This window comes from Streptomyces longisporoflavus, from assembly GCF_014649775.1.
GTDB classification, from domain to species: Bacteria; Actinomycetota; Actinomycetes; order Streptomycetales; family Streptomycetaceae; genus Streptomyces; species Streptomyces longisporoflavus.
On record NZ_BMTR01000003.1, the window covers coordinates 546,744 to 569,254 of the forward strand.

The 22,511-nt window shown below is 71.2% G+C and carries 22 protein-coding genes; 18 read left to right on the forward strand and 4 right to left on the reverse strand.

Annotated elements, in window-relative coordinates; genetic code table 11:
* Positions 1–32: 32 nt before the first annotated feature.
* Positions 33–857: a DUF3097 domain-containing protein gene (locus IE226_RS08990; protein WP_190080487.1), complete on the reverse strand. Its 825-nt coding sequence runs from the start codon at positions 855–857 to the stop codon at positions 33–35.
* Between the two features lie 34 nt (positions 858–891).
* The gene (locus tag IE226_RS08995) at positions 892–1,635 is read right to left on the reverse strand and encodes an MBL fold metallo-hydrolase (RefSeq protein WP_190080488.1); all 744 of its coding nucleotides are present in this window, start codon (positions 1,633–1,635) and stop codon (positions 892–894) included.
* A gap of 169 nt (positions 1,636–1,804) precedes the next feature.
* On the opposite strand from IE226_RS08995, the gene hrcA reads away from it, so the two are divergent.
* The 17 genes from hrcA to IE226_RS09080 all read left to right on the forward strand — a co-directional run bounded on the left by hrcA (position 1,805) and on the right by IE226_RS09080 (position 19,571).
* Entirely contained in the window at positions 1,805–2,821 is a 1,017-nt protein-coding gene (gene hrcA / locus IE226_RS09000) for a heat-inducible transcriptional repressor HrcA (protein ID WP_190080489.1), read from the forward strand.
* Positions 2,822–3,961 (forward strand): molecular chaperone DnaJ, encoded by a 1,140-nt coding sequence (gene dnaJ / locus IE226_RS09005; RefSeq protein WP_190080490.1) that lies wholly within the window; start codon positions 2,822–2,824, stop codon positions 3,959–3,961.
* Positions 3,962–4,145: 184 nt separating this feature from the next.
* On the forward strand, positions 4,146–5,243 hold the full coding sequence (locus IE226_RS09010) for a nitronate monooxygenase (RefSeq protein ID WP_190080491.1): 1,098 nt from the start codon (positions 4,146–4,148) through the stop codon (positions 5,241–5,243).
* Positions 5,240–5,989 carry a 16S rRNA (uracil(1498)-N(3))-methyltransferase gene (locus tag IE226_RS09015; RefSeq protein WP_190080492.1) on the forward strand — a complete coding sequence of 250 codons (750 nt, stop codon included), beginning with the start codon at positions 5,240–5,242 and terminating at the stop codon, positions 5,987–5,989. The genes IE226_RS09010 and IE226_RS09015 overlap by 4 nt, the downstream gene beginning before the upstream one ends.
* A 27-nt stretch (positions 5,990–6,016) precedes the next feature.
* A complete protein-coding gene (locus IE226_RS09020) occupies positions 6,017–6,409 on the forward strand; it encodes a VOC family protein (RefSeq protein WP_190080493.1) in 393 nt (130 codons plus the stop codon).
* 355 nt (positions 6,410–6,764) lie between these two features.
* Entirely contained in the window at positions 6,765–7,373 is a 609-nt protein-coding gene (locus IE226_RS09025) for a hypothetical protein (RefSeq protein ID WP_229870654.1), read from the forward strand.
* A gap of 86 nt (positions 7,374–7,459) precedes the next feature.
* A complete protein-coding gene (locus IE226_RS09030; protein ID WP_190080575.1) occupies positions 7,460–10,699 on the forward strand; it encodes a S41 family peptidase in 3,240 nt (1,079 codons plus the stop codon).
* Between the two features lie 172 nt (positions 10,700–10,871).
* Positions 10,872–11,225, forward strand: coding sequence for a histidine triad nucleotide-binding protein (locus tag IE226_RS09035; protein ID WP_190080494.1), 354 nt, complete (start codon positions 10,872–10,874; stop codon positions 11,223–11,225).
* 22 nt (positions 11,226–11,247) lie between these two features.
* The gene (locus IE226_RS09040) at positions 11,248–12,156 is read left to right on the forward strand and encodes a ribonuclease Z (RefSeq protein ID WP_190080495.1); all 909 of its coding nucleotides are present in this window, start codon (positions 11,248–11,250) and stop codon (positions 12,154–12,156) included.
* A gap of 13 nt (positions 12,157–12,169) precedes the next feature.
* The gene (locus IE226_RS09045; RefSeq protein WP_190080496.1) at positions 12,170–13,171 is read left to right on the forward strand and encodes an adenosine deaminase; all 1,002 of its coding nucleotides are present in this window, start codon (positions 12,170–12,172) and stop codon (positions 13,169–13,171) included.
* Between the two features lie 162 nt (positions 13,172–13,333).
* Complete coding sequence (locus IE226_RS09050; protein WP_229870655.1) at positions 13,334–14,524, forward strand: macrolide family glycosyltransferase; 1,191 nt, start codon at positions 13,334–13,336, stop codon at positions 14,522–14,524.
* Positions 14,525–14,656: 132 nt separating this feature from the next.
* Complete coding sequence (locus tag IE226_RS09055) at positions 14,657–15,760, forward strand: carbohydrate kinase family protein (protein WP_190080497.1); 1,104 nt, start codon at positions 14,657–14,659, stop codon at positions 15,758–15,760.
* A 139-nt stretch (positions 15,761–15,899) separates the two neighbouring features.
* Positions 15,900–16,934: a PhoH family protein gene (locus IE226_RS09060; RefSeq protein WP_190080498.1), complete on the forward strand. Its 1,035-nt coding sequence runs from the start codon at positions 15,900–15,902 to the stop codon at positions 16,932–16,934.
* Between the two features lie 13 nt (positions 16,935–16,947).
* A complete protein-coding gene (ybeY, locus tag IE226_RS09065; protein ID WP_190080499.1) occupies positions 16,948–17,445 on the forward strand; it encodes an rRNA maturation RNase YbeY in 498 nt (165 codons plus the stop codon).
* A 6-nt stretch (positions 17,446–17,451) separates the two neighbouring features.
* Positions 17,452–18,753: a hemolysin family protein gene (locus IE226_RS09070; RefSeq protein WP_190080500.1), complete on the forward strand. Its 1,302-nt coding sequence runs from the start codon at positions 17,452–17,454 to the stop codon at positions 18,751–18,753.
* Positions 18,750–19,106, forward strand: coding sequence for an MmcQ/YjbR family DNA-binding protein (locus tag IE226_RS09075; protein ID WP_190080501.1), 357 nt, complete (start codon positions 18,750–18,752; stop codon positions 19,104–19,106). The genes IE226_RS09070 and IE226_RS09075 overlap by 4 nt, the downstream gene beginning before the upstream one ends.
* 111 nt (positions 19,107–19,217) lie before the next feature.
* A complete protein-coding gene (locus IE226_RS09080; RefSeq protein WP_190080502.1) occupies positions 19,218–19,571 on the forward strand; it encodes a cytidine deaminase-like protein in 354 nt (117 codons plus the stop codon).
* Positions 19,572–19,708: 137 nt separating this feature from the next.
* Here the strand turns inward: IE226_RS09080 and IE226_RS09085 are convergent, their stop codons facing one another.
* Together IE226_RS09085 and IE226_RS09090 are read right to left on the reverse strand one after the other, a co-directional pair.
* Positions 19,709–20,047, reverse strand: a complete 339-nt coding sequence (locus IE226_RS09085; protein ID WP_190080503.1) for a P-II family nitrogen regulator — start codon at positions 20,045–20,047, stop codon at positions 19,709–19,711.
* Entirely contained in the window at positions 20,044–21,354 is a 1,311-nt protein-coding gene (locus tag IE226_RS09090) for an ammonium transporter (protein ID WP_190080577.1), read from the reverse strand. Before IE226_RS09090 ends, IE226_RS09085 begins: the two co-directional genes overlap by 4 nt.
* A gap of 187 nt (positions 21,355–21,541) precedes the next feature.
* On the opposite strand from IE226_RS09090, the gene era reads away from it, so the two are divergent.
* The gene (era, locus tag IE226_RS09095; protein ID WP_190080504.1) at positions 21,542–22,510 is read left to right on the forward strand and encodes a GTPase Era; all 969 of its coding nucleotides are present in this window, start codon (positions 21,542–21,544) and stop codon (positions 22,508–22,510) included.
* Position 22,511 lies beyond the last annotated feature (1 nt).

The following is a 22,511-nucleotide window of genomic DNA, read 5'->3' on the forward strand; positions in this document are numbered from 1 at the left end:
GAACGCGCGGCCCCGACAGCCGGGTGGGCGGGCTAGTCCTCCGTCCCCGTGACGAAGTCGATCAGTTCCTCCACGCGGCCCAGGAGCGCCGGTTCCAGGTCCCGGTAGCTGTGGACCGAGCCCAGGATCCGTTGCCACGCGGCGCCCGTGTTCGGGGGCCAGCCGAGTGCCGTGCAGACGCCCGTCTTCCAGTCCTGCCCGCGCGGGACACGGGGCCACGCCTCGATCCCCACCGACGACGGCTTCACCGCCTCCCACACGTCGATATAGGGGTGCCCCACCACCAGTGCGGAGGAGGAACTCACCTCCGCCGCGATCCGTGACTCCTTGGAGCCGGGCACCAAGTGGTCCACCAGAACGCCCAGGCGGGCGTCGGGTCCGGGGGAGAACTCCGCGACGATCGCCGGGAGGTCGTCGATGCCCTCCAGGTACTCGACGACCACGCCCTCGATCCGCAGGTCGTCGCCCCAGACCCGCTCGACGAGCTCCGCGTCGTGCCGCCCCTCGACGTAGATCCGCCCGGCGCGTGCCACGCGGGCCCGCGCCCCGGGGACGGCCACCGAACCGGAGGCGGTGCGCGTGGGACGTACGAGAGGCGCGGCCGCCGACGGGCGGACCAGGGTGACCGTGCGGCCCTCCAGGGCGAAGCCCCCCGGCGTCATCGGGAAGACGCGGTGCTTGCCGAAGCGGTCCTCCAGGGTCACCGTCGGGCCCTCCGCCGTCTTCTCGCAGCGGATCACCGCCCCGCAGAAACCGGTGCTCAGCTCCTCCACCACGAGATCCGCCTCCGCGGCGACCTCGGGCACGGGCTTCGGCTTCTTCCAGGGCGGCGTTAGGTCGGCGGAGTACTGGCGCATTCGCATGACGATAAGAGAAGCGGCGTGCGCAGGGTTACGACACGCCGAAGCGCGCCGCCAGTGTGGCGCGTTGCGCACGGACAAAAGCCGCATCGACCACCGCGCCGTGCCCCGGCACGTACAGCGCGTCCTGCCCGCCCAGATCGAGGAGCCGGTCGAGCGCCGCCGGCCACCGCTCCGGTACCGCGTCGTCGCCCGCCTGCGGCTCGCCCGACTCCTCGACCAGGTCGCCGCAGAAGACGATCTCCGGGCTGTCGGGGCCCGCCGGGACCAGGACCGCGAGGTCGTGGGCCGTATGGCCGGGGCCGACGTTCGCGAGCAGGACCTGCACCCCGCCGCCCAGGTCGAGCGTCCACTCCCCGCACACCGCATGACGCGGGCGGACGAGCAGGTCGGCGGCCTCCGCGGCGGCGTCCGGAGCGACCCCGTGCCCTACCGCCGACGCGCGCAGCTCCTCGCGGCCCTCCGCGAGGAGCCTGTCGAGGCCGACCGCGCCGTACACCTCCACGCCCGCGAACGCCGCCGCGCCGAGCACGTGGTCGAAGTGCGGGTGCGTCAGGGCGAGGTGCGTGACCCGGCGCCCTCCGCCGAGAATGCCGCGGGCCTGGGTGCGCAGCTCCGCGCCCTCGCGCAGGGTCGCCCCCGCCTCGATCATCAGCGCCGCGTCCCCGCCGACGACAAGTCCCGCCGTGCAGTCCCAGACAGGGAGGCGCCGCCGCCCCACATGCGGCGCGAGCCGCTCCCAGCCCGCCTCGTCCCAAGCCAGTGCCACGTCCATACGCCGACGCTAGCCCCACGGCGGGCGCCCGGCAGCCGCTGCCCTTGCCGGGTCCGTACCTCACGGCCGTACACTGGGCGCGGCGCAGGCTGGCACTCGCCGGTGGGGAGTGCCAGGCAGAGCCGCAAGGCAGGCAGGTTTCAGGGCAAAATGGTGGAGGTGTGCGCGGATGCTCAGTGAACGCAGGCTCGAGGTGCTGCGTGCCATCGTCCACGACTATGTCGGCACCGAGGAGCCCGTCGGCTCCAAGGCGCTCACCGAGCGGCACAGCCTCGGGGTCTCACCGGCCACCGTCCGCAACGACATGGCGGCACTGGAGGAGGAAGGGTTCATCGCCCAGCCTCACACGAGTGCGGGGCGCATCCCGACCGACAAGGGGTACCGCCTCTTCGTCGACAAGCTCGCGGGCGTCAAGCCGATGGCGGCGCCGGAGCGCAGGGCCATCCAGAACTTCCTCGACGGCGCCGTCGACCTCGACGACGTCGTGGCGCGCACGGTGCGGCTGCTCGCGCAGCTGACCAGGCAGGTCGCGGTCGTGCAGTACCCGTCGCTCACGCGCTCGACGGTGCGGCACGTGGAGCTGCTCTCGCTGGCTCCCGCCCGCCTGATGCTCGTCCTGATCACGGACACCGGCCGGGTCGAGCAGCGCATGATCGACTGCCCCGCCCCCTTCGGCGAGACCTCGCTCGCCGATCTGCGGGCGCGGCTCAACAGCAGGGTCGCGGGCCGCCGCTTCGCGGACGTGCCGCAGCTGGTGCAGGACATGACGGAGTCCTTCGACGCGGAGGACAGGGGCACGGTGGCGACAGTGCTCTCCACGCTCCTCGAAACCCTCGTCGAAGAGACCGAAGAGCGGCTGATGATCGGCGGAACGGCCAATCTCACCCGCTTCGGACATGATTTTCCCCTCACCATCAGGCCCGTCCTCGAGGCCCTCGAGGAGCAGGTCGTCCTGCTCAAGTTGCTTGGCGAGGCCACCGATTCGGGCATGACCGTACGGATCGGTCATGAGAACGCCCATGAGGGACTCAGCTCTACGTCAGTGGTCTCCGTCGGCTACGGTTCGGGCAGCGAGGCAGTAGCCAAACTCGGCGTGGTCGGCCCGACCCGCATGGACTATCCGGGAACGATGGGAGCAGTACGCGCAGTGGCACGTTACGTCGGACAGATCCTGGCGGAGTCGTAAGTGGCCACGGACTACTACGCCGTACTAGGCGTGCGCCGCGACGCTTCCCAGGACGAAATCAAGAAGGCCTTCCGGAGGCTTGCGCGAGAGCTTCACCCGGACGTGAATCCGGATCCGAAGACTCAGGAGCGCTTCAAGGAGATCAACGCCGCGTACGAGGTGTTGTCGGACCCGCAGAAGAAGCAGGTCTACGACCTCGGCGGCGACCCGCTTTCCCAGGCGGGCGGCGGCGGTGGCGCGGGCGGTTTCGGAGCCGGTGGCTTCGGCAACTTCTCGGACATCATGGACGCGTTCTTCGGGACGGCGTCGCAGCGCGGCCCCCGGTCGCGCACGCGCCGTGGCCAGGACGCCATGATCCGGCTCGAGATCGACCTGGACGAGGCGGCCTTCGGGACCACCAAGGACATACAGGTCGACACGGCGGTCGTCTGTACGACCTGCAGCGGTGAAGGCGCCGCGCCGGGGACGTCCGCCCAGACGTGTGACATGTGCCGCGGTCGCGGTGAGGTGTCGCAGGTCACGCGGTCCTTCCTCGGCCAGGTCATGACCTCCCGTCCCTGCCCGCAGTGTCAGGGCTTCGGCACGGTCGTGCCCACCCCGTGCCCGGAGTGCGCCGGTGACGGCCGCATCCGGTCGCGGCGGACGCTCACCGTGAAGATCCCCGCCGGTGTAGACAACGGCACCCGGATCCAGCTCGCGGGCGAGGGCGAGGTCGGCCCCGGCGGCGGCCCCGCCGGTGACCTGTACGTGGAGATCCACGAGCTGCCGCACGCCGTGTTCCAGCGGCGCGGGGACGATCTGCACTGCACGGTCACCATTCCGATGACCGCGGCGGCTCTCGGCACGAAGGTGCCGTTGGAGACGCTGGACGGCCTGGAGGAGGTCGACATCCGGCCGGGCACGCAGTCCGGTCAGTCGGTGCCTCTGCACGGCCGCGGCATCACGCATCTGCGGGGCGGCGGACGGGGTGACCTCATCGTGCACGTCGAGGTCCTCACGCCGACCAAGCTGGACGCGGAGCAGGAGCGGGTCCTGCGGGAGCTTGCGCAGCTGCGCGGCGAGGAGCGGCCCACGGGGCAGTTCCAGCCGGGGCAGCAGGGTCTGTTCTCGCGCCTCAAGGACGCGTTCAACGGGCGGTAGCGCCTTGAGCGGCTTCTCTTTGTGCCCCCGGTAGCGGATACCCGCCGCCGGGGGTGCTTTGTTGTCTTCGGCCGCGGGACGTCCGTGGTTGCTCGCGCCCCGCGGCGGAGCCGCATATGTCACAGCCCCGCGCCCCTTCGGGGCGCGATTCGGTTGCCCACAAAAGGCATGGCACGATGCGTTCATGTCCTCCGCACTGACCGATCTCTGCCGCCTTCCGATCGTGCAGGCCCCCATGGCGGGCGGCGCTTCGTGCCCCCAGCTCGCCGCGGCCGTCTGCGAGGCCGGAGGGCTCGGTTTCCTCGCCGCCGGGTACAAAACGGCCGACGGGATGTACCAGGAGATCAAACAGCTGCGCGGGCTCACGAGCAGGCCGTTCGGCGTGAACCTCTTCATGCCGCAGCCCGAGTACGCCGACGCCGCCGCCGTCGACGTCTACCGCAACCAGCTCGCCGGTGAGGCCGCCTGGTACGAGACGCAGCTCGGAGACCCGGACAGCGGGCGCGACGACGGCTACGACGCCAAGCTCGCGATCCTCGTGGAAGACCCGGTGCCGCTGGTGTCGTTCACCTTCGGCTGCCCCACCCGCGACGTCTTCGACGCCTTCGCGCGCGTCGGCACCATCACCGTCGTCACCGTCACCACGCCCGAAGAGGCGCAGACGGCCCAGTGGTCCGGCGCCGACGCCGTGTGCGTCCAGGGCATCGAGGCGGGCGGCCACCAGGGCACGCACCGCGACAACCCCGAGACGGACGGCGCCGGGCTCGGCCTCCTCTCGCTCATCGCGCAGGTCCGCGAGACCGTGCAGATCCCGGTCGTCGCGGCCGGCGGTCTGATGCGCGGCTCGCAGATCGCCGCGGTGCTCGCCGCCGGCGCCGACGCCGCGCAGCTCGGCACCGCCTTCCTGGTCTGCCCCGAGTCGGGCGCGAACGCCCTGCACAAGCAGGCCATGACCAACCCGCTGTTCACCAGGACCGAGCTGACCCGTGCCTTCTCCGGCCGCCCCGCACGCGGCCTGGTCAACCGCTTCATGCGCGAGCACGGTCCGTACGCCCCCGCCGCCTACCCCCAGGTCCACCACCTGACCAGCGGCCTGCGCAAGGCCGCCGCCAAGGCCGGTGACGCGCAGGGCATGGCGCTGTGGGCGGGACAGGGACACCGCATGTCGCGTGATCTCGCGGCCGGGCAGCTGGTGGAGGTGCTCGCGGCCGAACTGGCCGAGGCGCAGGCCGCGTCGGCGCCCGCCGGGGAGCAGGGAACGCGCTCCGGCGGTCAGGCATGACCGCGCCGGTCTTCGTCGTGGAGACCTTCGAGAACGCCGGCGCGGGCGACGGCGGACGGTTCGTACTCGACGGTCCCGAAGGGCGGCACGCCGTCTCCGTGAAGCGGCTGCACGCCGGTGAGGACGTCGTCCTGACCGACGGGGCCGGGCGCTGGGCCGACTGCGTGGTGACGGACACCGAGGGCAAGGACCGGCTGATCCTGCGGATGGACTCCGTACGGGACGAGGCGCCGCAGGAGCCCCGGATCACCGTCGTACAGGCGCTGCCCAAGGGCGACCGCGGCGAACTCGCCGTCGAGACCATGACCGAGACCGGCGTCGACGCGATCGTGCCCTGGTCCGCGGCACGCTGCATCACGCAGTGGAAGGGCGAGCGCGGCCTCAAGGCGCTCGGCAAGTGGCGCGCGACGGCGCGCGAGGCGGGCAAGCAGTCCCGCCGGGTGCGCTTCCCCGACGTCGCGGAGGCCGCCTCGACCAAGCAGGTGGCGGCGCTGCTCGCCGGGGCCGACTTCGCCGCGGTCCTGCACGAGGAGGGCAGCGAGCCGCTGGCCACGGCCGATCTCCCGGCGGCCGGGCACATCGTCCTGGTGGTCGGCCCCGAGGGCGGCGTCTCCCCGGACGAGCTCGCCGCGTTCGCCGACGCGGGCGCGAAGCCGTACCGCCTGGGGCGTAGCGTGTTGCGTACGTCGACCGCGGGGACGGCGGCGGCCGCCCTGCTGCTCGGGCGCACCGGCCGCTGGTCCTGAACTCCCGCTCCGGACAAAGGGGATGCCGTGGAACTCGCCCAAGTGCGCCTGCTCGTATCGGACTTCGGGGCCTGCTACCGCTTCTACGCCGAAACCCTGGGCCTCAGGCCGCAGTCGGGGGCGACGGACGGACCGTACGAGAAATTCAGCCCGGCGACCGGCTCCGCGGGGATCGCGCTCCAGGACCGCTCGATGATGGCCGGGTTCCTCGACGAGCTGGAGGAGCCCGCGACCGGACACCGCTCGCTGGTGGTGCTGCGCGTCGACGACCTCGACGCGTACTGCGCACAGATCACCGAGCGCGGCGGAGCCGTCGTCCACGGCCCCGCACCGCTGACGGAACGCATGCGCGTCGCCCACCTCAGGGACCCGGAAGGCAACGTGGTGGAGTTGCAGGAGTGGCTGCTGCTGCGCGGCTGAGGGCGCCGGCGAAGAGCGGTCGGACGGACCCCGGCTCGTAGAGGTTGAGCCACTTCCCGTCGTGTTCCGGTCGTCCTCCCGTCGCCCTCTGCCGGTCACGTCCACTGGCCGGCCGTTCGCCCGGACCTCCTCCGGTGTTGTCGTGGCGGCGTTGGAGCTGCCGCAGGTCGTCGACGGCGAGGTGCCGGGTTCGGCGGTGGTTTCCCGCCCGGGGCGGCCGCGGGCGGGGCGGGCGTCCGGCACGTCATGTCCCCGGAATGTCCCCGGAGCCCCGCGTCCGCCGGTGGCCGAAGCCGTCCGGAGTGGACGCAAAGGGGACTATCGTCAGGCGGCTCGCAGTGGCACTCTGCCGCCTATGGGGGCATTGAGGCGCATACGTGATCGTGCGGCGGACGTCAGCGGACGGCGTCGGCGGGTGCTGTACGCCGTCGGGTTCGCGGGGGCGGCGGTGATCGGCGTCGCCGCGTGCGACCCGGTCGACGGGTCGACGAACACCGCTGCCGTCGCGATCACCACCGACGAGATGGCCACGAAGGAGCTGGAGCGGCAGAACCTCGACGTGCTGTGGATCAGCTGCACGGCCCGCTTCAAGGACAAGGTCACACCCTCCAGCGGTGATCCGGAGCAGAAGGCCGACGTCACCGTGGACTGCCAGGGACAGGCCCGGAAGGGGTCCGACGACACCAGCAACATCACCGTCAAGGGCACGGTCTGGTCCGTCGTCGACGGACACTGCGTCCGCGGCAGCCTGACCGCCAAGGTCGACGGCAAGGAGTGGTTCCAGGTAGAGGTGCTCGGCGACTGCTCCGGCGGCGACGAACCCACCGACGACGGCGGCTGGGACGACGGCGACGACCACAGCGGCGACACACCCGACGAGCCGGACCAGCCGCCCGCCGCGACCGTCACGGTGACCGTCCCCGGCACACCGGATCCCACGTGCTCCTGCTTCAAGGGCAAGTGAACACCGGCGACTTGACCGCGTGCGCGGGCAAGTGATCCAAAACGCTCTCCGGCTCCGCCGCGGCTGCTTAGGCTGGCTTGGTGACACTGACTGGACACTCTGCGTATCTCCGGTATCCGCATCTGCGCGGCGAGTTGGTCGCCTTCACCGCTGAGGACGACGTCTGGGTCGCGCCCCTCGACGGCGGCCGGGCATGGCGCGTCAGCGCCGACAACATGCCCGTGAACCACCCCCGCATCTCCCCGGACGGCACGACCGTGGCCTGGACGTCCACCCGCGACGGCGCCCCCGAGGTGCACGTCGCGCCGGTCGACGGCGGCCCCTCCAAGCGGCTCACATACTGGGGGAACACGCGTACGGCGGTGCGGGGCTGGACCCCGGACGGACAGGTCCTCGCGGTCAGTGCGTACGGCCAGGCCTCGCTGCGCCGCAGCTGGGCGCGGGCCGTCCCGCTGGACGGCGGGCCCGCGGAAACCCTGCCGTACGGCGTCGTGGGCGACGTCGCCCACGGCCCCGGGGAGGGCCAGGCCCTGCTGCTCACCGCGCCGATGGGCCGCGAGGCCGCCTGGTGGAAGCGCTACCGCGGCGGCACGGCGGGCAAACTCTGGATCCGGCGCGGCGGTACCGGCGGCGCGGGCAGTGCGGGCGGTGAGGACCGCTTCGTACGGGTCCACGAAGAGCTCGACGGGAACATCGAGTACCCGCTGTGGGTGGGCGAGCGCATCGCCTTCCTCTCCGATCACGAAGGCGTCGGCGCCCTCTACTCCTCCCTGCCCGACGGCTCCGACCTGCGCAGGCATACCGGCATCGACGGCTTCTACGCCCGCCACGCCGCCACCGACGGCACCCGCGCCGTGTACGCGTCCGCGGGCGAACTCCTGCTCCTCGACGACCTGTCGGACACCGCCGAGCCGCGCCGCGTCGACGTGCGCCTCGGCGGCCAGCGCACCGACCTCCAGCCGTTCCCGGTGAGCGCGGCGCGCTGGTTCGGTGCCGCCGCCCCCGACCACACGGGGCGCGGCAGCGCCGTCTCCGTGCGCGGCGGCGTGCACTGGGTGACCCATCGCGAGGGGCCCGCCCGTGCGCTCGCCGTCGAGCACGGGGTGCGCGCACGGCTGCCGCGGACCTTCCGGGTCGACGGCGAGGAACACGTCGTCTGGGTGACGGACGCGGAGGGCGACGACGCGCTCCAGTTCGCGCCCGCCACCGGGCTCGCGCCGGGCGCCACGCCGCGCAGGATCGCCGCCGGGCAGCTGGGCCGGGTGCTCGGACTCGCCATGGCGCCCGACGGCAGCAGGGCCGCCGTCGCCTCGCACGACGGGCGGGTGCTGCTCGTGGAGCGCGAGAGCGGGGAGGTGCGTGAGGTCGACCGCGGGGAGCACGGGGACGCCACAGGGCTCGTCTTCTCGCCCGACTCGGCCTGGCTCGCGTGGTCGCATCCGGGGCCGCGCCCGCTGCGGCAGCTGAAGCTGGCGAACACGGCCGACCTCTCGGTGTCCGAGGCGACGCCGCTGCGCTTCCGCGATTACGCGCCCGCGTTCACCCTCGACGGCAAGCACCTGGCGTTCCTGTCGGCCCGGGCCTTCGACCCCGTCTACGACGAGCACGTCTTCGATCTCGCCTTCGTCGGCGGATCGCGCCCCTACCTCATCACGCTGGCCGCCACCACGCCCTCGCCCTTCGGGCCGCAGCGGCACGGGCGGCCCTTCGAGACGCCCGACAAGGACGAGACCCCGGACAGCGAGGGGTCGCCCGTCACCCGCATCGACCTCGACGGGCTCGCCGACCGCATCGTGCCGTTCCCGGTCGAGGCCGCCCGCTACTCCACCCTGCGGGCCGCCAAGGACGGCGTCCTGTGGCTGCGGCACCCCGTGCGGGGCGTCCTCGGTGCGTCCAGGGCCACCCCCTCGGACCCCGATCCGCGGACCGAGCTCGAACGGTACGACCTCGTGCAGCAGCACATCGATGAACTGGCCTCCGACGCCGACCACTTCTCCGTCAGCGGTGACGGCAAGCGGGTGCTGCTGTGGGCCGACGGCAAGCTGAAGGTCGTGCCGAGCGACCGGCGTGCCTCCGGCGAGGAGGGCTCCGACTCGAACATCAGCGTCGACCTCACACGGGTCAGGCAGACCGTCGATCCGGCCGCCGAATGGCGCCAGATGTACGACGAGGCCGGGCGGCTGATGCGGGACAACTTCTGGCGGCCCGACCTGGGCGGGGTCGACTGGGACGGCGTCCTCGACCGCTACCGTCCCGTCCTCGACCGCGTGGCCACGCACGGCGATCTCGTGGACCTGCTGTGGGAGGTCGCGGGTGAGCTCGGCACCTCGCACGCGTACGTCATGGGGGGCGGGTCCTGGGGGAGCCCGGCGGTGCGGCAGGGGCTGCTCGGCGCGGATCTCTCGCGGGGCGAGGACGGGGCGTGGCGGATCGACCGCATCCTCCCCTCCGAGACGTCGGACCCGTCCGCCCGCTCACCGCTCGCCGCGCCGGGGGTGGCCGTCCGTGCCGGGGACGCGTTGCTGGCGGTCGCGGGCCGGCCGGTCGATCCGGTGACGGGTCCCGGTCCGCTCCTCGTCGGCACGGCGGGGAAGCCGGTGGAGCTCACGGTGTCGCCGGCGGGCGGCGGCGACCCCCGGCACGCCGTGGTGATCCCCGTCGACGACGAGGAGCCGCTGCGCTACCACGCCTGGGTCGCGGACCGGCGCGCGTACGTCCACGAGCGGTCCGGGGGGCGGCTCGGATATCTGCACGTGCCGGACATGCAGGCGCCCGGCTGGGCGCAGATCCACCGGGACCTGCGGGTGGAGGTGGCGCGGGACGGTCTCGTGGTGGACGTCCGCGAGAACCGCGGCGGGCACACGTCGCAGCTGGTGGTGGAGAAGCTGGCCCGCAAGATCGTGGGCTGGGACCTGCCGCGGGGCGCACAGCCGTTCAGCTATCCGTCGGACGCGCCCCGGGGACCCGTCGTCGCCGTCGCCAACGAGTTCTCCGGTTCGGACGGGGACATCGTGAACGCGGCGATCAAGGCCCTTGGCATCGGGCCCGTCGTGGGGACGCGCACGTGGGGCGGCGTGATCGGCATAGACAGCCGGTACCGCCTGGTGGACGGGACGCTGGTGACGCAGCCGAAGTACGCGTTCTGGCTCGAGGGATACGGGTGGGGGGTCGAGAACTACGGGGTGGACCCGGACGTGGAGGTGGTGACGACCCCGGAGGACTACGCGTCGGGCCGAGACCCCCAACTGGACGAGGCGGTCCGCCTGGCCCTGTCCGCCCTGGAAACCACCCCACCGAAATCGGCGCCGGGGCTGCCGGGGGCCTGAGGGAGTCGATGGGCGACGCGGGGCAACCGGGCGGGTGGGCGGGTGGGCGGGAAAGGCCTGTCCGGGAATCCAGGGGCACCGGGGACCCCGGGCCACAGGGGAGGGGCTTGGCAAGGGCGCAGCCCGGATAGCATGCGGGGACAAGACACACCGCGAGGACCGGAGGCGCCGCATGGCGGGAGAACCGCAGGCAGACTGCCTGTTCTGCAAGATCGTCGCGGGCGATGTGCCCGCCACCGTCGTCAGGGAGACGGAGACGACCGTGGCCTTCCGGGACATCAACCCGCAGGCCCCCACCCACATCCTGGTCATCCCCAAGGTGCACTACCCGGACGCGGCCGGCCTCGCCGCCGCCGAACCCGCCGTCGCGGCCGACGTCCTCCGGGAAGCCGGCGAGGTCGCCGCCGAGGAGAAGGCGGAGAGCTACCGCATCGTCTTCAACACCGGCACCGGCGCCGGCCAGACCGTCTTCCACGCGCACGCCCACGTCCTCGGCGGACGCGGCCTGCAGTGGCCTCCGGGATAACGGGACAGCGGGATAACTCACCTTGTCCGTACGTGAACTCGTCGTCCTCGGCACCGCCAGCCAGGTACCGACCCGGCACCGCAACCACAACGGGTACGTCCTGCTCTGGGACGGGCAGGGCATCCTTTTCGACCCCGGCGAGGGCACGCAGCGCCAGATGCTGCGTGCCGGGGTCGCCGCTCACGACCTGCACCGGATCTGTGTCACGCACTTCCACGGCGACCACTCGCTGGGGCTGCCCGGCGTCATCCAGCGGATCAACCTGGACCGTGTCCCGCACGACGTGACCGTGCACTTCCCGCGCTCCGGGCAGCATTTCTTCGACCGGCTGCGGTACGCGACCGCCTATCGCGAGACCGTCCAGCTCGTCGTGGAACCGGTCGCGGACAGCACAAGGCTGGCCGACACGCCCGCCTTCGCCCTCGACGCCGTCAAGCTGTCCCACCCCGTCGAGTCCTTCGGCTACCGCATCACCGAACCCGACGGCCGCCGCATACTCCCTCGGCTGCTCGCCGCGCGCGGCATCGCGGGGCCCGACGTGGGGCGCCTCCAGCGCGAGGGCGAGGTGCGGGGCGTCACGCTCGACGAGGTCAGCACGGTGCGGCGCGGACAGCGGTTCGCCTTTGTGATGGACACCCGGCTGTGCGACGGCGTCCACGCCCTCGCCGAGGGCTGCGACATGCTCGTCATCGAGTCCACCTTCCTGAATGAAGACGAGCAACTTGCCCTCGACCACGGCCACTTGACCGTGGGCCAAGCCGCCCGCGTCGCCATGGAATCCGGCGTCCGGCATCTCGTGCTGACCCACTTCAGCCAGCGCTACCCCGACCCCGGCGTATTCGAGCAGCAGGCCCGGGAAGCGGGATTCGACGGTGAACTCACCGTCGCACAAGACCTGTTGCGTGTACCTCTGCCCAAACGAACCACCTGAATGAGCCGCCGCAATGCCCCTCCCCAAAGCCGAACTCCACCTCCACATCGAGGGGACGCTCGAACCCGAGCTGGCCTTCGCCCTCGCCGCCCGCAACGGCATCACCCTGCCGTACGAGGACACCGAAGCGCTGCGCAAGGCCTATCTCTTCGACGACCTCCAGTCCTTCCTTGACCTGTACTACGGACTGATGGCCGTTCTGCTCACCGAGGAGGACTTCGAGGAGCTCGCCGACGCCTATCTGGCGCGCGCCGCCGAACAGGGCGTGCGGCACGCCGAGATCTTCTTCGACCCGCAGGCCCACATGGTGCGCGGCGTCGGCATCGGCACCGTCATCGAAGGGCTCGGCCGCGCCCTGGACCGCAGCGAGGAGCGGCACGGGATCTCGACCCGGCTCATCATGTGCTTCCTGCGGGACCAGTCCGCCGAGTCGGCCCTGGAGACGTTGGAGGCCGCGAAGCCGTACCTGGACCGGATCATCGGCATCGGACTCGACTCGGCCGAGGTCGGCCACCCGCCCGCCAAGTTCCGCGAGGTCTACGAAGCCGCTGCCGCGCTCGGCCTGCGCCGGGTCGCGCACGCGGGCGAGGAGGGGCCGCCCGCGTACATCACGGAGGCCCTCGACGTCCTCGGTGTCGAGCGCATCGACCACGGACTGCGCTGCATGGAGGACGCGCAGCTGGTGGAGCGTCTGGTGAGCGAGCGGGTGCCGCTCACGCTGTGCCCGCTGTCCAACGTCCGGCTGCGCGCCGTCGACGTACTCGAAGAGCATCCCCTCGCGCGGATGATGGACGCCGGTCTGCTGTGCACGGTCAACTCCGACGACCCCGCGTACTTCGGCGGGTACGTCGACGACACCTTTCACGCCGTACGGGAAGCCCTCGGGCTCGACCGGGAGCGGTTGCGGGAGCTGGCGCGCAACTCGTTCGAGGCGTCCTTCCTCGACGGGAGCGCGCGGGACGAGGAGCTGCGGGCGCGGTATCTCGCCGAGGTCGCGGAATATTCGTTCGACTGATCGCGATGGGCGGAGATATGGTCCGCCCCATGGATTCCTGCGTTCAGCTCTACGGCTGACACGGCCCTCATAGGCCCGAGCGCCCCCGCCGAGCAGCGGTTGTGGCGCCGGGCCGCCGTGTCCTGATCCGTAGCAGTCGAATCACGTGAAGGAAGCCCATCCATGCATCGTCGAACCTCCCGTCGCCGTGCCCACATCGCCATGGTCGGTGTCCCGATGGTCAGCCATGTGCTGCCCTCTTTGGAGATCATCCGTGAGCTGGTGGCGCGCGGCCACCGGGTGACGTACGCGAACGACCCGGCGACCCGCGGCCTCATCGAGCCCACCGGGGCCGAACTCGTCCCGTGCACATCAAAGTTGCCGTTCAAGGACAACGTCTGGCCCGAGGACCCGATCGCCGCGAGCGGCCTCTTCCTGGACGACGCGATGTCGGTACTTCCGCGACTGCGCTCGTTCTACGACGAGGACCCCGCCGACCTGTATCTGTACGACATCGGCGCGTACGTGGCCCGCGCGCTCGCCGAGGGGCAGCAGCGGCCGTTCATGCAGCTGTCGCCCACCTTCGTCTCCTGGGACGGCTATCAGGAGGAGGTCGGTGCGCAGCTCCGGCAGCTGCCGGGGGCCGCCGACCTGGAGGCCCGGTTCGGGGAGTGGCTCTCGGAATGCGGGGCCACGACCCTGGATGTCGCCGCCTTCTCGGGGACGCCCGACCGCGCCGTCGCGACGATCCCGCGCGCCATGCAGCTCAACGCCGACCGGGTCGACCCGAAGCGCGTCGATTTCGTCGGGCCCTGCTTCGGGGACCGGTCGGCACAGGGGGAGTGGCGGCGGCCGGAGGGCGCGGAGAAGGTGCTGCTGGTTTCGCTCGGCTCCGCCTACACCCAGCAGCCCGGGTTCTACCGCCAGTGCGTGAGTGCCTTCGGCGGACTCGCGGGGTGGCACGTGGTGCTCCAGATCGGCAAGCACGTGGATCCCGCGGAGCTCGGGGAGGTGCCGCAGAACGTGGAAGTACGTTCGTGGGTGCCGCAGTTGGCGATCCTGGAGCAGGCCGACGCGTTCGTCACCCACGCGGGGATGGGGAGCAGCAGCGAGGGGCTGTACTGCGGGGTGCCGATGATCGCCGTCCCGCAGGGGGCCGAGCAGCCGCTCAACGCCGACCGCTTGGTCGAGTTGGGGGTTGCCCGGCGCATTGACACGGCTGACGCGACTGCCGGTGCGCTGCGGGCTGCTCTTCTCCGGCTGACGGCTGATCCCGACGTCGCGCTGCGGGCGGCCCGGCTCAAGGCCGAGGTGCGGGGCGAGGGCGGTACCGCCCGGGCCGCCGATCTCGTGGAGGCGGAGCTCGGGGGCTAACCGGTGGGGGCGGGGCCTCTTCATTTTCCCCGGCCCCGCCCCTTCCCCTGTATCACCGGCTTCGCCGGGTTCGTCCTCAAACGCCGGACGGGCTGATAAGCCCGTCCGGGCTTCTTCCGTTACGTTGCCTGCATGGTCGTACCTCTCAAACCCAGCATCGACCCGCTCAAGGCAGCCCGCAGAGCAGGCGATCCGCCCTGTGACGTCTTTCTCACCGGCACGGTGTTCCTCGACATCATCTTCACCGGGCTCGATTCCGCGCCCGTGCGCGGGACCGAGTCCTGGGCGCGCGGGATGGGGTCGAGTCCGGGCGGCGTGGCCAACATGGCGACGGCCCTCGCCCGGCTCGGGCTGCACACCTCGCTCGCGGCCGCCTTCGGGGACGACCACTACGGGGAGTACTGCTGGGACGCGCTCGAACAGGGCGAGGGCATCGACCTCACGACATCACGCACCGTGCCCGGCTGGCACTCCCCGGTGACCGTCTCGATGGCGTACGAGGGCGAGCGGACCATGGTCAGCCACGGGCACGAACCGCCCCCGGACGCCGATTCCCCGGACGGCGGCGCTCCGGAGTGCCCGCCACGCGCGCGTGCCGCCGTCGCCTCCCTGACGCCGGGCACCCGCGCCCCGTGGATCGCCCGGGCCGCGCGCTCGGGCACGCGGATCTTCGCCGACGTCGGATGGGACGACACCGGGCGCTGGGATCTGGCGGGGCTCGCGGACCTGGAGCATTGCGAGGCGTTCCTGCCGAACGCCGAGGAAGCCATGCGGTACACCCGTACGCAATGCCCCAGGGCCGCCGCCCGTGCGCTGACCGAGTACGTGCCGCTCGCGGTGGTGACCCTGGGCGCGGACGGTGCGTACGCGGTGGACGGGCGGACCGGCGAGACCGCCGAGGTTCCGGCCATCGCGGTCGAGGCGCTCGATCCCACGGGGGCCGGTGATGTCTTCGTGGCGGGCTTCGTGACCGGCACCCTCGCCGGCTGGCCCCTCGCCGACCGGCTCGCCTTCGCGGGCCTGACGGCGGCGCTCTCGGTGCAGGAGTTCGGCGGGTCCCTGTCGGCGCCGGGCTGGGCCGAGGTCGCCACCTGGTGGCGGACCGTGCGGGAGGTCGACGACCAGGACCCGGTGGCGCTGCGGCGGTACGGCTTCCTGGAGAGCCTGCTGCCGGAAGCCACGCGTCCGTGGCCGCTACGGCGGGCCGTGCCCACGATCGGGTTCAGATCGGCGTAGGGGACCGTAAGCCGTGCGTGACCGGAGTGGAAAAGCCCTACGGCGGTGACAGTGGGGCGTCGTACCCTTGGCAGTGCAAGGCTGTCGAGCGGCCACCAAGCCCCGCATGAGGAGGATGAGCAGGCCATAGTGCCGGCCCATGACTCAGACACCCACAGCTCGTACCCCTGCCGAGGGCCAGTCGCGAGCACACTTCACCGTTCCGGCGAACCACCCGATGGTGACGGTGCTCGGTTCCGGAGACGCCCTGTTGCGCGTGATCGAGAAGGCCTTCCCGGCGGCCGACATCCATGTCCGGGGCAATGAGATCAGCGCTGTCGGAGACGCCCGTGAAGTGGCTCTCATCCAGCGGCTTTTCGACGAGATGATGCTGGTGCTCCGCACCGGTCAGCCGATGACGGAGGACGCAGTGGAACGCTCGATCGCCATGCTGAGGGCGGACGAGGCAGGCGAGGGCGAGGGCCGGGAGACCCCGGCCGAGGTCCTCACGCAGAACATCCTCTCGTCCCGGGGCCGCACGATCCGCCCCAAGACGCTCAACCAGAAGCGCTACGTCGACGCCATCGACAAGAACACCGTCGTCTTCGGCATCGGCCCCGCGGGCACCGGCAAGACGTACCTCGCCATGGCCAAGGCCGTGCAGGCGCTCCAGGCCAAGCAGGTCAACCGCATCATCCTGACCCGCCCCGCCGTCGAGGCCGGCGAGCGGCTCGGCTTCCTGCCCGGCACGCTCTACGAAAAGATCGACCCGTATCTCCGGCCGCTGTACGACGCGCTGCACGACATGCTCGACCCCGACTCGATCCCGCGCCTGATGGCGGCGGGCACGATCGAGGTCGCCCCGCTGGCGTACATGCGCGGCCGTACGCTCAACGACGCGTTCATCATCCTGGACGAGGCGCAGAACACCAGCGTCGAGCAGATGAAGATGTTCCTCACCCGCCTCGGCTTCGAGTCGAAGATCGTGATCACGGGCGACGTCACCCAGGTCGACCTGCCGAACGGCACCAAGTCGGGCCTGCGCCAGGTCCAGGACATCCTGGACGGCATCGACGACGTGCACTTCTCCCGGCTCACGTCCCACGATGTCGTACGGCACAAGCTGGTCGGCCGTATCGTCGACGCGTACGAGAAGTACGACGACAGCCAGCAGAACCAGAAAAACGGGAAGTAGCGGAAGCCGCACCATGTCGATCGACGTCAACAACGAATCCGGAACCGAGGTCGACGAGCAGGCGATCCTCGACATCGCCCGCCACGCCCTCGCGCGGATGCGCATCCACCCGCTCTCCGAGCTCTCGGTGATCGTCGTGGACGCCGACGCCATGGAGCAGCTCCACATCCAGTGGATGGACCTGCCGGGACCGACGGACGTCATGTCGTTCCCGATGGACGAGCTGCGTCCGCCCGCCAAGGACGAGGAGGAGCCCCCGCAGGGCCTTCTCGGCGACATCGTGCTCTGCCCCGAGGTCGCACTCAGGCAGGGCAAGGAAGCGCCCACGGAGCACTCCATGGACGAGGAGCTGCAGCTGCTCACCGTCCACGGCGTCCTCCACCTGCTCGGGTACGACCACGAGGAGCCGGACGAGAAGGCCGAGATGTTCGGCCTCCAGGCGGCCATCGTCGACGGCTGGCGTGCCGAGAACGGCCTGACCGGGCCGTCTCCGGCGCCCACCGTCTCGTAGGCGGCCATGAGTTTCCAGCTGATCGCGGGCGCCGTCGCCCTGGTCGTCGTCGCCTGGCTCGCCGCCTGCGCCGAGGCGGGCCTCGCCCGCGTCTCCAGCTTCCGGGCGGAGGAGGCGGCCCGCTCCGGGCGGCGCGGCAGCGCCAAGCTCGCGCAGGTCGCCGCCGACCCCACCCGGTATCTGAACGTGGCGCTGCTCGTCCGCGTCGCGTGCGAGATGGCCGCCGCGTCCCTGGTGACCTACGCCTGCCTGAACGAGTTCCCGGAGACCTGGGAGGCGCTGGCCGTCGCCATCGCGGTGATGGTCCTCGTGTCGTACGTCGCGGTGGGGGTCTCGCCCCGCACCATCGGCCGCCAGCACCCGCTGAACACCGCGACCGCCGCCGCGTACGTCCTGCTGCCGCTGGCCCGCATCATGGGCCCCATCCCGCCGCTCCTGATCCTCATCGGCAACGCCCTCACGCCCGGCAAGGGCTTCCGGCGCGGCCCGTTCGCCTCCGAGGCCGAGCTGCGCGCGATGGTCGACCTCGCCGAGAAGGAATCCCTCATCGAGGACGAGGAGCGCCGCATGGTGCACTCCGTCTTCGAGCTCGGCGACACCCTCGTGCGCGAAGTCATGGTGCCCCGGACGGACTTGGTCGCCATCGAGCGCTTCAAGACGATCCGGCAGGCGCTCACCCTCGCCCTCCGCTCCGGTTTCTCGCGCATCCCGGTGACGGGCGAGAGCGAGGACGACGTCGTCGGCATGGTCTATCTCAAGGACCTGGCCCGCAAGACGCACATCAACCGCGACAGCGAGTCGGACCTCGTCTCGACGGCGATGCGCCCGGCGACGTTCGTGCCCGACACGAAGAACGCGGGCGACCTGCTGCGCGAGATGCAGCAGCAGCGCAACCACGTCGCCGTCGTCATCGACGAGTACGGCGGCACGGCCGGCATCGTCACCATCGAGGACATCCTCGAGGAGATCGTCGGCGAGATCACCGACGAGTACGACCGTGAACTGCCGCCCGTCGAGGAGCTGGACGCCGGCTGTTACCGCGTCACCGCGCGCCTCGACATCGGCGATCTCGGCGAGCTCTTCGGGCTCGACGAGTTCGACGACGAGGACGTCGAGACGGTCGGCGGCCTCCTCGCCAAGGCGCTCGGCCGGGTGCCGATCGCCGACGCGTCGGCCCTGGTGCCGCTGCCGGACGGCCGCGAACTGAAGCTCACCGCGGAGTCCGCGGCCGGGCGGCGGAACAAGATCGTGACGGTGCTCGTCGAGCCGGTCGCTCCGCAGGGCGCGGAGAAGGAGACATCAGGGTGACCCCGCAGGAGCTGCGCACGTTCTGCCTGTCCTTCAACGACGCGTTGGAGGAGTTCCCGTTCGGGCCCGACATCTCGGTGTTCAAGGTCGCGGGCAAGATGTTCGCGCTGAGCTTCCTGGACGCACGGCCGCTGACGGTCAACCTCAAGTGCGATCCGGACCTCGCGGTCCAGCTGCGGGCCGCGCACCCCGAGATCGTGCCGGGGTGGCACATGAACAAGCGGCACTGGAACACCGTGACGGTCGACGCACAGCTCCCGGACCAGCAGGTCCGGGAGCTCGTCGAGGACTCGTACGACCTGGTGGTCGCCGGGCTGCCGAAGGCCGTGCGGCTTCGGCTCGACCGGCCCTGAGCCGTCAGCCGTTGCGCCTGGCGCGCAGGCCCGCGCCCACCAGGGCCGCCGTCACGGGGGGGCGATGTACCCGGTGGCGGGGTAGGGGCCTGCGCTCCGTATGCTCGGCGTATGACCGAGAGTGCTGCGCTTGACGCTGAGGACCGGAAGATCGTGACGCTGGCTCGTTCGGCGCGGGCGCGGAACGGGGTGGCCGAGGGGGCCGCTGTGCGGGACGAGACGGGGCGTACGTATGTCGCCGGGACGGTTTCGCTCGACTCCCTGAAGCTTTCCGCTCTGAGGACTGCTGTCGCGATGGCTGTCGCTTCCGGTGCGGAGTCGCTTGAGGCGGCGGCGGTCGTCTCCTCCGAGGAGGCGCTTTCCGCCGAGGACCTTTCCGCCGTGCGGGACCTTGGCGGGGCCGGGACGCCGGTGTTCCTTGCGGGGACCGATGGGGAGATTCGGGCGCGGGTTCAAGCGAACTGACCTTTCCCCAACCCCGCCCCGGGCCCCGTACAAGATGTCCTCGATCGCCGGACGGGCTGGAAATCCAGCCCGTCCGGCGATCGAGGACGAACTCGGCGGAGCCGGTGATGGCGGTGCGCACAAGGCCCCCGCGCCAGTTACACCGCGTCCGGGCCCCGCTCCCCCGTCCGTACCCGCACCACCGTCTCCACCGGGACCGCCCACACCTTGCCGTCGCCGATCTTTCCCGTGGCCGCCGAGCGGACGATCGCGTCGATGGCGGGGTCCGCGTCGGCGTCGTCGACGACGACCTCCAGGCGGACCTTCGGGACCAGGTCCACCTGGTACTCCGCGCCCCGGTACACCTCGGTGTGCCCCCGCTGGCGCCCGTACCCGCTCGCCTCGGTGACCGTGAGGCCGTTGACGCCCAGCTCCTGGAGCGCGGTCTTCACCTCGTCCAGGCGGAACGGCTTGATGACCGCGGTGATGAGCTTCATGAGGCGTTGCTCCCCTTCATCGGGCTGACCAGGACGCCGTGATCGTAGGCGGTCTCCGCGTGGTGCGTCTGGTCGAGGCCGGTCTGCTCGTCCTCGGCCGACGCCCTGAAGCCCATGAGCTTGTCGATCGCCTTGCCGATGCCGTACGTCACGGCGAACGTGTACGCCGCCACGACAAGGACCGCCACCGTCTGCTTGCCCAACTGGGCGAGCCCGCCCCCGTAGAAGAGGCCCTCCGCGCCCTCCGTCATCGTGGCCGTCGCGAACAGGCCGATCAGGAGTGTGCCGACGACGCCGCCGACCAGGTGGACGCCCACGACGTCGAGCGAGTCGTCGTAGTCGAAGCGGAACTTCCACGCCACCGCGTACGAGCAGACCACGCCCGCCGCGAGACCCACCACCGCGGCGCCGAGCACCCCGACGACCCCGCACGCGGGGGTGATGGCGACCAGGCCCGCCACCGCGCCCGACGCCGCGCCGAAGGTGGTGGGGTGACCGTCGCGCCGCTGCTCCACGAAGAGCCAGCCGAGCAGGCCCGTGCAGCCCGCGAGGAGGGTGTTCAGGAGGGAGGCCGCCGCGAGGCCGTTCGCGCCGAGGGCCGAGCCGCCGTTGAAGCCGAGCCAGCCGAACCAGAGCAGGCCCGCGCCCATCAGGACCATCGGCAGGTTGTGCGGGCGCATCGCGTCCTTCTTGAAGCCGATGCGCGGGCCGATGACCAGGACGAGCGCCAGACCGGACGCTCCGGACGCGATCTCCACGACCAGGCCGCCCGCGAAGTCCAGGGCGCCGAGCGACGAGGAGATCCAGCCGTCCGGGCCCCAGACCCAGTGCGCCACGGGAACGTATACGAGCAGCGCCCACACCGGCACGAAGACCAGCCACGCCGCGAACTTCGTGCGGTCCGCGATCGCGCCGCTGATCAGCGCCGTGGTGAGGATCGCGAAGGTCAGCTGGAAGGTGGTGAAGAGGAGGGTGGGGACCGTCCCGGTGAGCGTCTGCGGGCCGATGCCCGCCAGGCCGAGGTGGTCGAAGCCGCCGATCAGGCCCGCGAACGCGTCGTCCCCGAACGCGAGCGAGTAGCCGGCGAGCAGCCACACCACCGTGACCAGGGCGATCGAGACGAAGGACATCAACAGCATGTTCAGGACGCTCTTCGTGCGGACCATGCCGCCGTAGAACAGCGCGAGGCCCGGCGTCATCAGGAGGACCAGGGCGGTGGCCGCGAGGAGCCAGGCGGTGTCACCGGTGTCGGGGCCCTCGGCTGCGGCCAGGGTGGCGGTGAGGGGAGCCGACGAGTACAGGGTCAGCACGGGGAATCTCTCCTCCGGGTGGGGCAGAGTGAGGTGGGGGCAGAGGGAGAGCGTCACCGCCCGGCGTTTCGGAACGGGCACCCCGGCGTTTCCGCCATGTTTCGTGTTGCGTGAGAGTTTCCGGGGGCTCACCGATACCCAATCGGTGCCTCGGCGTGCTGCGGCCCTCCGGCGATCAGGGAGAATGGGCGCCATGAGCGTTCGTACCGAGTCATCCGAGCCGTCAGAATCGTCGGGGGCACCCCACCGCGCCGGCTTCGCCTGTTTCGTGGGCCGCCCCAACGCGGGCAAGTCCACCCTCACGAATGCTCTGGTCGGCCAGAAGGTGGCGATCACCGCGAACCAGCCGCAGACCACGCGGCACACGGTGCGCGGCATCGTGCACCGGGACGACGCCCAGCTGATCCTGGTGGACACCCCGGGGCTCCACAAGCCGCGCACGCTCCTCGGCGAGCGGCTCAACGACGTGGTGCGCACGACGTGGGCCGAGGTCGACGTCATCGGGTTCTGTCTGCCCGCGAACGAGAAGCTCGGCCCCGGCGACCGGTTCATCGCCAAGGAACTGGCCGGCATCAAGAAGACGCCGAAGATCGCGGTCGTGACGAAGACCGACCTCGTCGACAGCAAGACCCTCGCCGAGCAGCTCATCGCCATCGACCAGCTCGGCAAGGAGCTCGGCTTCGAGTGGGCGCAGATCGTGCCGGTGTCGGCGGTCGGCGACAAGCAGGTCCAGCTGCTCGCCGACCTGATCGTCCCGATGCTCCCGAAGAGCCCGCCGCTCTACCCCGAGGGCGACCTCACGGACGAGCCCGAGCAGGTCATGGTCGCCGAGCTGATCCGCGAGGCCGCGCTCGAAGGCGTACGGGACGAGCTGCCGCACTCCATCGCCGTGGTGGTGGAGGAGATGCTGCCGCGCCAGGACCGCCCCGCGGACAAGCCGATGCTCGACATCCACGCGAACGTATACATCGAGCGCCCCAGCCAGAAGGGCATCATCATCGGCCCGAAGGGCAAGCGCCTCAAGGAGGTCGGGATCAAGTCCCGCCAGCAGATCGAGGCGCTCCTCGGTACGCCCGTCTTCCTGGACCTGCACGTGAAGGTCGCCAAGGACTGGCAGCGCGACCCCAAGCAGTTGCGCAAGCTGGGCTTCTGAG